Consider the following 11754-nt stretch of genomic DNA (forward strand, 5'->3'; position numbering starts at 1 on the left):
GACGTACGAATGGACGCCCCCTGGCTCCAATCCTGCCGACCATGCTTGCGTAACCACACCAACACCGTCGACCGGCCCTGGATGCCATAACGGGCCTGAGCTTCCTTGTAACTCATTTCGCCTTTTTCGACCTGATCGACCACCGCCAATTTAAAAGCCTGTGTGTAATCGCGCTGGCTACGTCGTACACCTTCTGCCATGGAGCTCTCCTGAAAATAAGGGCAAAGGTGTAAACCTTATTCAGGACGGGACAGATCCAAACAAAAAGCCCCGCAATCGCGGGGCTTTTTGTTGTCTGGCGTTTGGCTCAGAGGCTGAGGCGCATAGACAGGTCGATGGCCTTGACGTCTTTTGTCAGGGTGCCGATGGAGACGTAGTCGACGCCCGTTTCGGCAATGGTGCGCAGGGTGGTTTCGTTGACGCCGCCGGAGGCTTCGAGTTTGGCGCGGCCGTTGGTGAGGGTGACGGCGGTGCGCATGTCATCGAGGCTGAGTTCGTCGAGCATGATGATATCGGCGCCGGCGTCGAGGGCTTGCTGGAGTTCGTCCAGGCTCTCCACTTCCACTTCCACCGGCTTGCCGGGCGCGATGCGATGGGCGGCTTCGATGGCCTGGGGGATGCCGCCGGAGGCCGCGATGTGGTTTTCCTTGATGAGGAAGGCATCGTAGAGGCCGATGCGATGGTTGTGGCCGCCGCCGCAGGTCACAGCGTACTTCTGGGCCAGGCGCAGGCCGGGCAGGGTCTTGCGGGTGTCGAGGAGTTTTACCTGGGTGCCCTTCACCAGCTCCACGTAGTGGCCGACGCGGGTGGCGACGCCCGACAGGCACTGGAGGAAGTTCAGCGCGCTGCGCTCGCCGCTTAGCAGGGCGCGGGCCGGGCCTTCGAGGTGGAAGAGTGCCTGGTTGGCCTCGGCGCGAACACCGTCCTGCACCTGCCACTCCACTTTCACGCGTGGATCGATCTGCCGGAATACTTCATTTACCCAAGCGGTGCCGCTGATGATTGCCGCCTCACGGGTGATCACGGTGGCGCGGGCCTGGCGATCCTCGGGGATGAGTTGGGCGGTGATGTCGCCGCTGCCGATGTCTTCCTTAAGGGCGGTACGTACGTTGGCCTCGATTTCAGCGGTGAGGTCAGCGAGGAGAAGGTTGGGCATGGTGGGCTCCGCAGGCAGGATGGCGGCGATTATAAAGGCTGCCGACGGCCGGTGCAGCGCCGGGGAACAAGCGGTTCGTGCTTTCTGCTAGATACTGATGTGTGCGTCCGGTGTGCTGTGCGTCGGTCGGTCTAAATCCCTGCATCTGTGACTTGATTCATGTCTGTAGGAAATCTCCGCTTGGTTGTCACAGCATCATCCATATAATGACATCGGAAATTTCTATTTTTGACGCCAGATGCTTGACGTTATGGATGACTCCCCATGTTCGAATTGCGGTCCGATAAACCCTTCGGAAGGGTCCGGCCTGCGGGAGGCTCGTGATGCAGACCGACGCTAAGGTGGTGCCGCTGAACAAGGGAGCCACCCAGCAATCGCCAACCTCACCGGTAGGAAGGCTGCCCGTGGCCTTGATCCAGGTGCGTGACAAAGTGGCATTGCAGCTGAAGCAGGCGCTTCAGGTGCTGTTCGACAATGCGGACGACACCCTCTTCGAGATGGCGGACCGTGCCACCAGCAACGCCGAGCAGAACGCTTTCTTCGAGGCGATGCGCGACCTGCGCCTCAAGCGCAAGAGCATCGAGCGGACCTTCCTGCAGAAGGTCTTCGAGTCATTTTCTTCCCTTAATCAGTATGAAATAGGCGCGGCGCCGAAGCTGGACGCGGTGTCTTTCGACAGCCTGTCCCTGGTGCAGAACGACGAACTAGAGGAAGTCGTGGCCCTGGACGCCATGGTGGCCAAGGTCGTCAATCGCGATGGCATCGCCCTCGGCCACCTCACGGCGCGTTTCAACACCCTCGTCAGCAAGAAGATCGAAGACAAGAGCAACCCGCTCGGCCCGCGCCCGTTGTGCGAGGCGTTCCTCGACGCCTGCCGCAGTCTGGGCGTGGAGATCAAGGTCAAGCTGATCATCCTCAAACTGTTCGAGAAGTACGTCCTTACGGAACTCGACCAGGTTTACGCAGAAGCCAACCAGTTGCTGGTCACTGCCGGTGTGCTCCCGGAATTGCGCTCTGCACCGGCCCGACGCCAGCCGGAGCGTTCCAGCACTGCCGGGAGCCAGGCCCAACCGCACTCCCAACCCCAGGTTGGCACTGCAGCAAGCGCTGGCCAGGTTTCCGAAGAAGGTGTGCAGGAAGTCTTCGGCGTGCTCCAGGGCCTGCTGTCCCAGGTACGTGGCAGCAGTGTGTTGCCGCGCCGGGATTATCCGGCCGATGCGGTACCGGTCAGCAGCCTCGACCTGATGCGTCTACTTTCGCACCTGCAGCAGCACCTGCCGCAGCAGCACAATGATGACTACGACCTGCGTCTGAGCCTCGACCAATTGCTCACTCGTGCCAGCGCTCGCAGTGGCCGGGCGCGGGTGGTGGGGCAGGTGGACGATGACGTCATCAACCTGGTGTCCATGCTTTTCGAATTCATCCTCGACGACCGCACCCTGCCGGATTCGCTCAAGGCCCTGATCGGCCGGATGCAGATTCCGATGCTCAAGGTCGCCTTGCTGGACAAGACCTTTTTCAGCCGCGGCAGTCACCCGGCTCGCCGTCTGCTCAACGAGATTGCCTCCGCCGCCCTGGGCTGGGTGGAACAGGATGACGCCCAGCGCGACAGCCTTTACCACCGCATCGAACAGGTGGTGCAGCGTCTGCTGAACGATTTCGTCGATGACCCGACGATCTTCTCCGACCTGCTCGCCGAGTTCCTCGCCTATACCGGCGATGAGCGCCGTCGCAGCGAATTGCTGGAGCAGCGCACCCGTGATGCCGAAGAGGGACGCGCCAAGGCCGAACTGGCCCGCCGGCAGGTAGAAGAAGCGCTCAACCAGCGCCTGCTCGGCCGTACCTTGCCGGAAGTGGTGGTGCGCCTGCTGCAGGAGGCCTGGAGCAAGGTCATGCTGCTGACCTGCCTCAAGCACGGCGTGGAGTCGGCCGAATGGCAGTCCGCCCAGCAGACCATGGATGACCTGATCTGGAGCGTGGAGTCCCACGAGGCGCCAGAGGCGCGTGCCCGCCTTTTGGAGCTGGTGCCGGGCCTGCTCAAGTCCCTGCGCGAGGGGCTGGCCAGCGCCGCGTTCGATCCGTTCTCCACCAGCGAATTCTTCAGCCAGCTGGAAGCGCTGCACGTTCAGGCCTTCCAGCGGTTCCGCAAACCCGAGCCGGTGGAAGTACTAGCCAACGACGGCCTGGAATCTCCGCCCCTGCTGCTCGACCTGCCGGACGAGGAAGAGGTGGAGGAGGAAGAGATGCCGGCCATGGTCGCAGTGGTCGAGGAGATCGTCCTGGTCTCTCCCGGCGAGACGCCGGTGCAGGAGCCCGAGAACTGCCTCGCGGATGATGAAGAAGCACTCGGCTTCGTCGACAACCTGCGGGTCGGCAGCTGGGTCGAATTCCAGGAAGACGAAGAGCACAAGCTGCGTTGCAAGCTGGCGGCGCTGATCAAGCCCACCGGCAAGTACATCTTCGTCAATCGCACGGGCATGAAGGTGCTGGAAAAGACCCGTATGAGTCTGGCCGTGGAGTTCCGTCGCCAAGCCATCCGGTTGCTGGACGATGCCTTGCTGTTCGACCGCGCGCTGGAGTCGGTGATCGGCAACCTGCGTCGGCTCAAGGGGGCTTGAGCCGACGCAAAGGGCCGACAGTGAATCGTTGGGCTTCGCTTCGCTCTGCGCCAACCTACGGGACTTCCGCACACCCGCTTTTGTAGGTTGCGGTAGAGCGAAGCGAAACCCAACATGACCATGCCTCTACCCTGCGCGTTGGGCTTCGCAGAGCTCAGTCTACGGATGTCAGCTGCTGTTCGCCTCTCGCTAAAATGGCTCCACTGCGCCTAAAGTGGGCAGCAGACCAAGGAGCCGACATGCAGCTGGACCCCGCATCCGGTTGGTGCCAGGGCATCAGTCATTGCCCATCGCCCAACTTCAATTGTCGCCCGCAGGGGGAAGTGTCCCTGCTGGTGATCCACAACATCAGCCTGCCGCCCGCCCAGTTCGGCACGGGCAAGGTGCAGGAGTTCTTCCAGAACCGCCTCGACCCCAGCGAACATCCCTATTTCGAAGGCATCCGCGATCTCAAGGTGTCCGCACATTTCCTGATCGAACGCGATGGCGCCGTCACCCAATTCGTTTCCTGCCAGGAGCGCGCATGGCATGCCGGCGTGTCCCTGTTCGAAGGGCGGGAGAACTGCAATGACTTTTCCGTGGGGATAGAGCTGGAAGGCACCGATGACCTGGCGTTCACGGAACCTCAGTACGCTTCGCTGATCGCATTGGTAGAGCAGCTGCGGCTTGCCTATCCGGCCATCACGCCTGAACGCATCTGCGGCCATAGTGACATCGCTCCCGGGCGCAAGACCGACCCGGGGCCGGCGTTTGATTGGGAGCGTTTGCGGGCTGCGCTCAAACAATAGGAACAAGGAGGGACCCATGTATTTTCTGGTGTTGTTGCTGGTGCTCTGGATCGAGAAATTCTCCGCCTGGCGCCGGCATATCCAGCAGGATGGCTTCTGGCTGAGGGAACTGGCCAAGGCCGAAGCCAATCCACGTATGAACGAGCGCCCCTGGGCGATCCTGGCGCTGCTGGTGCTGTTGCCCCTGGTGCTGCTTGCTCTGGTGCTGCTGGCCCTGGAGCCCATTGCCTATGGCTGGCTCGCACTGCCGGTGCACCTGCTGGTGATCATCTACAGCCTTGGCCGTGGCGACGTACTGGCCGATATCGGTCCGTTCCGCGATGCCTGGCGACGCGGAGATACCCAGGGCGCCTACCATGTCGCCGAGCGCGATCTCGGGCTGGAAGCGGATGAGGGCAGCGACCTGCTGCAACAAGTGCAGGGCTACCAGTTGTGGCAGGCCTATCAGGGCTTTTTCGCCGTGATCTTCTGGTACGCGCTGCTCGGTCCGGTGGCGGCATTGGCCTACCGCTTGCTCGCCCTCGCCTCGGAGAATGCTTCCGCGCCCGCTCTGCGCGAGCAAGCCGAAATGATCCGTCATGCCTTCGATTGGTTGCCGGTGCGAGTATTGGCGGCCAGTTTCTCGCTGGTGGGCAATTTCGTCGGTGTCAGCCGGGTGCTGCTGCATGAGCTGCTGAGCTGGGAGATTTCGGCGCGACGCTACATCGAACTGGCTGGCCGCGCTGCTGCCGAATTGCCGGAGGCCACCACTGGTGACCTGGGTGTCGCAACCCTGGACGCCCTCTGGCAATTGCTGGTTCGTGCCGCCGTGGTCTGGTACGCCGGCTTCGCCGTCTGGGCCCTATTGTTCTGACCTCCACCTTTCGCCCGCCCGTGCCACCGCCGGGCGGGTCCCGCCTCGATTAACCTTTAGTTACAGAAACTCCTGCCGATATCGGGTACACAGATGAGCGCGCCAGAATTTTCTGACTTAGCTCACAGAATCATCTGACTGAGTCTGACGGCCGCCATGCAGCGTGGGGATGCTGCCTGGCCCTGGCTGAGCGCTGTCAGCCGATCAGAGCGCGCCCATAACAATAAATGAGAACAGGAGACGTCTCGTGAAGACCCTGTTGTATCCTGCCATCGCGCTGATGAACCGCCTCAGCTTCGGGATGAAGTTCAGTCTGATCAGTGTTCTGTTCTTCCTGCCGATGTTGATCACCAACTTCTATCTGGTGCGCGACTCCTACCGTCAATTCGTCAGTACCCGCTCCGAACTGCAGAGCCTCGACCTGCTGGGCGCCAGCCTGAACTTGCGCCGCAGCCTGGAGAGCCTTAACGACCTGGTCCTGATCAACTCGATGATCGGCCAGTCCGGCCAGGCCGGGGATCTGGAAAAGCGCATCGTAGCGCTTGAGCAGGAACTGCTCTCGACCCTCCAGGGCCTGGCGCCGGTGGTCTCTGAACCCGAGCAGGTCGAGGCCTTCAATACCAAGCGCGACGAACTGCTCAGCGCCCTGCAGACCGCCAAGGGCGAAACCTCGCTGCAGAGCAAGAGCGCGATGATCGAGAAGCTGCTGGGCAATGCGCAGGTCTTCATCAAGTTCGTTGCCGCCCAAGCGGGCCTCAGCCAGGACGACCAGGCCGACGTGCGCCAGATCACCGAGCTGATCACTACGGCCACGCCGCAGGTGACCATGGCCCTCGGCAAGGGCCGCGCCATCGGCGCCTATTCCCTTGGTCAGGGCTTCCTCAACTCGGCCGCCAGCACCAAGCTGGACGACCTGTTGCTGGACCTGGACAAGCTCAACGCCGAGTACGGCCTGAAGATCGCCGATGCCCTGGATGGCAGCCCGCGGGGCCACCAGGCGCTGGACGGCCTGACCGCCGCCAGTCGCGACACCATCAAGCAGAGTGCGTCCCTGTTCGAAGACCAAGTGATCATGGCCGACACCCTCAGCACGCCGTGGCAGCAGTTCTACGACCAGGTCAGCGCCTCGCTGGAGAAGACCTACCAGCTCAACGACGGCTCCCTGGCCTTCCTCAAGGCCGAGCTGGAAAGCCGCCTCGCCGGCAAGCGCGTACAGACCGTGCTGCTGGTCGTTGCGCTGCTGGTGGTGTTCCTCGCCATCGTCTACCTCTACAGCGGGTTCTACGTCTCCACCCGCACCACGCTGAAGAGCCTGGGCAAGGTGATGGACCAGGTCGCCGGCGGCGACATGACGGTCAATTTCCGCGCCGAAAGCCGTGACGAACTGGGCGAACTGGGCCAGGTGTTCAACGGCACCGTGGCGAAGATCCATGACCTGATTGAACTGGTGGGTCATACCGTGGCGGAAGTGGAACGCCAGGCTGGCCGCGTGGAGCAGGTTTCCGGCGAAAGCAATCAGGCGGTGGCCGGTCAGCGCAGCCAGATCGAACAAGTGGCCACGGCCATGAACCAGATGTCCGCCACCGCGCAGGAAGTCGCGCGCAGCGCCGCTCAGGCGGTGGACAGCGCGCAGAGCGTCAACCAGGAAACCGTCAGTGGCCGCGCACTGGTGGAGTCCCAGTTGGGCAGCATCGAGAAGCTGGCCAGCGAGATCGACCAGTCGGTGAACGTGATCAACCAACTGGCGGCGGACAGCGCTTCCATCAGCCGTGTACTGGAAGTGATCAAGGGCATTGCCGAGCAGACCAACCTGCTGGCCCTGAATGCCGCCATCGAAGCGGCGCGCGCTGGCGAGCAGGGACGCGGTTTTGCTGTGGTGGCGGATGAGGTCCGCACCCTGGCCAAGCGTACTCAGCAGTCCACCGAGGAAATCGAGCAGATGATCGTCCGGCTGCAAGGTGGCGTTGGTGCGGCGGTGAAGGCGATGAACACCAGCCACCAGATGGCCGATGGCACCGTCAGCCAGTCCGGCAAGGTGCAAGCGGCGCTGGAGAACATCCTCGGCGCGGTGGGCATGATCGTCGACCAGAACCAGCAGATCGCTGCCGCTGCAGAACAGCAGACCGCCGTGGCCCACGACATCGACCAGAACATCGTCGAGATCAACCACGCGGGTGAGCGCACCGCACTGGGGGCAAACCAGACCGAGCAGGCGAGCCGCGAGCTGTCCGGCCAGGTGGCTCAGCTCAAGCAGTTGATCGGCGCGTTCCGCGTTTGAGGCTCCGAAATGAAAAGGCCCGCCAATCGGCGGGCTTTTTTGTGGGCGGGGTGTTTCCTCTCACTGTAGGGGCGAATTCATTCGCCAAGCAGCCCGCAGGGCTGCCCCGACGCGCCCCAAAAGGGGCAACTGCGCTGCCCTTGGCGAATGAATTCGCCCCTACAACGGAACATTCACCCCATCAGGCCGCCCCAACCGAACACCTCACAGGCATTGCGCGTGCTGGCCTCGGCCAGTTCCTCGGGCGTGACGCCGCGAATCTCCGCCAGTGCGGCGCAGATGTCCGGCAGGAATTCCGGACTGTTGCGGCCGTAAGGGTGCATGGCGGGCGCCATGTCCGGCGAGTCGGTTTCCAGCACGATGTCTTCCAGTGGCAACTGTGCCACCACCTTGCGCAGGCGATTGGCCTGGGGCCAGGTGGGGGCACCACCGAGGCCGAGGCGGAAGCCCAGCTTGCGGTATTCCTTCGCCTCTTCGACGCTGCCGGCGAAGGCATGGACGATGCCGGGGCGTTTGAGGCGGAAGCGCTTGAGGGTGGCGATCACCGCCGCGTGGCTGCGCCGGACATGGAGCAGGGGCGGCAATTCGAACTCGGCCGCCAGGGTCAACTGAGCTTCGAACAGGTGCTGCTGGGCGTTGCGGTCCAGTTCGGGGACGAAAAAATCCAGGCCGATTTCTCCCACGGCGCAGAGCTTCGGATGGCCTGCATGGCGATCCAGCCACTCGCGAAGCTCGAGCAGATGGTCGTCCCGGTGTTGCGCCAGATAGACCGGATGCAGGCCGAGGGCGGTGCAGAAGCCTTCCTCGGCGTTGGCCATCTCCCAGACCCGCTGCCAGTTGTCGCGGAACACCCCAAGCAGGACCTGACGCCGCACGCCCAGAGCGCGGCAGCGCGCCAACACCTCGGCGCGGTCGGCGTCGAAGTCGGGGAAGTCCAGGTGGTTGTGGGTATCGATCAGCATGAGCGCCAGCATATACCGCCAGAACCCGCCTGGCATGCCCATTCCCGGGGCTTCCTGGGCGAATTTTCTGGTGCATCCGCTCTGTCTCGGGGCATTGCGCGAGGCCGGTAAAGCAAGGCGAAAAAAGTTATTGAACACTCGTTCATGCTTGGCTATGGTGGGGCCAATCGCCGGTTCGCAGATGCAACCACGTGACCCGGATTCCACCATTTGCAATGGGGCCCGAACATGCGTTTCGCTTCGCTTGTGGAGAGAATGGCAGGGCCAGGCACAGCAGCCTGGGATATTCACTACGCGGCCATCGCCGCCCAGCGTGCGGGCGAGGACGTGATAGTCCTCAGCATTGGCGACCCGGATTTCGCCACCCCCGAACCCATCACCAACGCGGCCATCGAAGCCCTTCGGGCCGGCGATACCCATTACTGCGACGTCGCCGGCCGCCCCGAGCTGCGCCAGGCAATTGCCGACCTGCATGGCCGCCTTACCGGTCAGACGGTGTCGGCGGACAGCGCGATCCTCGTGGCGGGTGCACAGAATGGTCTCTATGCGGCCGCCATGTGCCTGCTGGAAGCGGGCGATGAAGTGATCGTCTTCGATCCGGTGTACGTCACCTACGAAGCCACCTTGAAGGCAACCGGCGCCAATCTGGTCCGGGTGCCTTGCCCTGCGGCGGGCGGATTCCGTCCCGACCTGGAGGCTCTGAAGGGCGCCATCAGCGAGCGCACCCGCGCGATTTTCTTCGCCAACCCGAACAACCCGACCGGCGTGGTGCTGAGCACGGACGAGATGCAGGCCATCGCGGACCTGGCCCGACAGCACGACCTGTGGGTGGTGGTGGACGAGGTCTACGAGAGCCTGACCTTCGAGCAGCCGCATCAATACTTCGCCACCCTGGAAGGCATGCGCGAGCGCACCGTGAGCATCGGCAGCCTGTCCAAGTCCCACGCCATGACCGGCTGGCGCACCGGCTGGGTCGTCGCCAGCCCGGTGCTGGTGGCGCACATCGAGAACCTCGCGCTCAACATGCTCTACGGGCTTCCGGGTTTCGTGCAGGAAGCTGCGCTGGCCGCTGTGCTTGCCTACGACCAGGTGACGGCCGAAATGCGCGAGCTTTACCGGCGCCGTCGCGACCTGGTGGTGGGCGCGCTACAGAACTGCGCCCCGCTCAAGGTGCTCAAGCCCGAGGCGGGCATGTTCGTCCTGCTGGATGTGCGGGGCAGTGGGCTGAGCTCCCTGGAGTTCGCCTGGCAGCTGTTCCGCGAAACCGGTGTCGCGGTCCTCGATGCTGCTGCCTTTGGCCCTGCTGCCAGCGGTTTCGTGCGGATTTCCTACAGCCTGGGTGAGGAGCAGTTGGCGGATGCCTGTGCGCGCATCCGCCGCTTCGCCTCCACCCTGAAGTCGTCCCCGGTCATCGAGGTCATCACCACCGCTGCGGCTGGCTCCAGTGCGTCCGGATCGGAGCGGCCGAAGATGGTGGAGGTGGATTCCATCCACAAACGCTTCGGCCAGTTCGAAGTGCTCAAGGGTGTTTCGCTGACCGCTCGGGAGGGCGGCGTCGTCTCCCTGATCGGCGCCAGTGGTTCGGGCAAGAGCACCCTGCTGCGCTGCATCAACATGCTGGAAATTCCCAACCAGGGCACGGTCAAGGTCGACGGCGAGAGCATCCGCCTCACCACCAACCGTATTGGCGAACCCATGGTGGCCGACCAGAAACAACTGACCCGTATTCGCTCGCGGCTTGGCATGGTGTTCCAGAGCTTCAACCTCTGGCCCCACCGCACCGTTCTGGAAAACCTGATCGAAGCGCCGATCCAGGTCCTGCGCGAAACCCGCGCCGAGGCCATCGATCGCGCCGAGGCCCTGCTGGAACGGGTCGGCCTGGCCGCCAAGCGTCACGAATACCCATCATTCCTCTCCGGTGGCCAGCAGCAGCGGGTAGCCATTGCCCGTGCACTCGCCGTGGAGCCCAAGGTGATGCTGTTCGACGAGCCCACCTCGGCGCTCGATCCCGAACTGGTCGGTGAGGTGCTGCGGGTGATCCGCTCCCTGGCCGAAGAGGGACGCACCATGATCCTGGTCACCCACGAAATGGCCTTCGCCCGCGACGTTTCCAGCCATGTCGCCTTCCTTCACCAGGGGCGGATCGAAGAAGAAGGGCCACCCCAGGAGGTCTTCCTGCGGCCGCGCAGCGAGCGCTGCCGGCAGTTCGTCACCGCACACCAGAATCGCTGACTCCGGCCGCCGGTGCGGCCAATTCCACAAGCTCTAACCACAACAACATCAAGCAGGGCGGAAACCATGAAGAAGTCTCAACTGGCACGTTGGATGGCAGGTGCAGTAATGCTCATGGCCGGCGCGGCAGGCGCCCAGGCCGAGACCCTGAAATTCGCGATGGCGGCCGAACCCTACCCGCCGTTTTCCAGCAAACAGCCGGATGGCCAGTGGGCAGGCTTCGAGCCTGATCTGATCCGCGCCCTCTGTGCGCAGATGAAGGCCGAGTGCGAGATCGACGAGGTGGCCTGGGACGGGCTGATTCCCGCCCTGATGGCGAAGAAGGTCGATGTGATCTTCAACTCGATGTCTGTCACCGAGGAGCGCGAAAAACAGATCGCCTTCAGCCGCGCCTACTACGACACCCCGGTCGCAGTGGCCGCACCTGCAGCGCTGGATTTCGCGGTCACCCCGGAAGGACTCAAGGGCAAGGCGATCGGCGTACAGCTCTCCACCGTGAGTTCCAACTACCTGAAGAAGTACTACGAAGGCATCGCTGACGTGCGCTACTACGACACCCAGGATTCGGTGAACGCCGACCTGGTGGCGGGGCGCATCGACCTGATGATGGCCGACGGCATCGCTGTGAGTGCTTTCATCAAATCCCCCGATGCCCAGGCCGCTGGCATCGAGAACAAGGGAATGGTCCCCTACGACCCGCTGTTCGGCCGCGGTGTGGGGGCCGGCCTGCGCAAGGAAGACACCGCCCTCAAGGCCAAGCTCGACGAGGCCATCGGCAAGCTGCTGGCCAGCGAGGACTACAAGACCATCTCCGCCAAGTACTTCGACGTCAGCGTCGCGCCGAAGCAGTGACCTCCGGAGCCATCC

9 protein-coding genes are annotated in these 11754 nt (G+C 63.2%); 6 read left to right on the forward strand and 3 right to left on the reverse strand.

Annotated elements, in window-relative coordinates; translation table 11 throughout:
* Together E8E91_RS25470 and nadC are read right to left on the reverse strand one after the other, a co-directional pair.
* A partial coding sequence (locus tag E8E91_RS25470) for a helix-turn-helix domain-containing protein (protein WP_280374028.1) occupies positions 1-200 on the reverse strand: 200 nt, incomplete at its 3' end.
* Positions 201-307: 107 nt separating this feature from the next.
* Entirely contained in the window at positions 308-1156 is an 849-nt protein-coding gene (gene nadC / locus E8E91_RS25475; RefSeq protein WP_280379707.1) for a carboxylating nicotinate-nucleotide diphosphorylase, read from the reverse strand.
* A gap of 323 nt (positions 1157-1479) precedes the next feature.
* On the opposite strand from nadC, the gene E8E91_RS25480 reads away from it, so the two are divergent.
* From E8E91_RS25480 to E8E91_RS25495, 4 genes are all read left to right on the forward strand, one after another.
* Positions 1480-3774: a DUF1631 domain-containing protein gene (locus tag E8E91_RS25480; RefSeq protein WP_280379709.1), complete on the forward strand. Its 2295-nt coding sequence runs from the start codon at positions 1480-1482 to the stop codon at positions 3772-3774.
* A 239-nt stretch (positions 3775-4013) separates the two neighbouring features.
* Positions 4014-4562 carry a 1,6-anhydro-N-acetylmuramyl-L-alanine amidase AmpD gene (gene ampD / locus E8E91_RS25485; RefSeq protein ID WP_280379710.1) on the forward strand — a complete coding sequence of 183 codons (549 nt, stop codon included), beginning with the start codon at positions 4014-4016 and terminating at the stop codon, positions 4560-4562.
* 16 nt (positions 4563-4578) lie between these two features.
* Positions 4579-5415: a regulatory signaling modulator protein AmpE gene (gene ampE, locus E8E91_RS25490; RefSeq protein ID WP_280379712.1), complete on the forward strand. Its 837-nt coding sequence runs from the start codon at positions 4579-4581 to the stop codon at positions 5413-5415.
* A 247-nt stretch (positions 5416-5662) separates the two neighbouring features.
* Positions 5663-7693: a methyl-accepting chemotaxis protein gene (locus E8E91_RS25495; RefSeq protein ID WP_280379713.1), complete on the forward strand. Its 2031-nt coding sequence runs from the start codon at positions 5663-5665 to the stop codon at positions 7691-7693.
* 173 nt (positions 7694-7866) lie between these two features.
* Here the strand turns inward: E8E91_RS25495 and E8E91_RS25500 are convergent, their stop codons facing one another.
* Positions 7867-8697 (reverse strand): TatD family hydrolase, encoded by an 831-nt coding sequence (locus E8E91_RS25500; RefSeq protein WP_280379715.1) that lies wholly within the window; start codon positions 8695-8697, stop codon positions 7867-7869.
* Between the two features lie 186 nt (positions 8698-8883).
* On the opposite strand from E8E91_RS25500, the gene E8E91_RS25505 reads away from it, so the two are divergent.
* Both E8E91_RS25505 and E8E91_RS25510 read left to right on the forward strand, forming a co-directional pair.
* A complete protein-coding gene (locus tag E8E91_RS25505) occupies positions 8884-10887 on the forward strand; it encodes an aminotransferase class I/II-fold pyridoxal phosphate-dependent enzyme (RefSeq protein WP_280379717.1) in 2004 nt (667 codons plus the stop codon).
* 66 nt (positions 10888-10953) lie between these two features.
* The gene (locus tag E8E91_RS25510) at positions 10954-11739 is read left to right on the forward strand and encodes a transporter substrate-binding domain-containing protein (RefSeq protein WP_190827058.1); all 786 of its coding nucleotides are present in this window, start codon (positions 10954-10956) and stop codon (positions 11737-11739) included.
* The last annotated feature ends 15 nt before the right edge of the window (positions 11740-11754 follow it).

Source organism: Pseudomonas sp. BN515, assembly GCF_029873155.1.
GTDB lineage: Bacteria > Pseudomonadota > Gammaproteobacteria > Pseudomonadales > Pseudomonadaceae > Metapseudomonas.

Coding starts and splice junctions, on each gene's coding strand:
- E8E91_RS25480 (WP_280379709.1), top strand. CDS start 1,480: ATGCAGACCGACGCTAAGGTGGTGCCGCTGAACAAGGGAGCCACCCAG.
- ampE (WP_280379712.1), top strand. CDS start 4,579: ATGTATTTTCTGGTGTTGTTGCTGGTGCTCTGGATCGAGAAATTCTCC.
- E8E91_RS25505 (WP_280379717.1), top strand. CDS start 8,884: ATGCGTTTCGCTTCGCTTGTGGAGAGAATGGCAGGGCCAGGCACAGCA.
- E8E91_RS25500 (WP_280379715.1), bottom strand. CDS start 8,697: ATGGGCATGCCAGGCGGGTTCTGGCGGTATATGCTGGCGCTCATGCTG.
- nadC (WP_280379707.1), bottom strand. CDS start 1,156: ATGCCCAACCTTCTCCTCGCTGACCTCACCGCTGAAATCGAGGCCAAC.
- E8E91_RS25510 (WP_190827058.1), top strand. CDS start 10,954: ATGAAGAAGTCTCAACTGGCACGTTGGATGGCAGGTGCAGTAATGCTC.
- ampD (WP_280379710.1), top strand. CDS start 4,014: ATGCAGCTGGACCCCGCATCCGGTTGGTGCCAGGGCATCAGTCATTGC.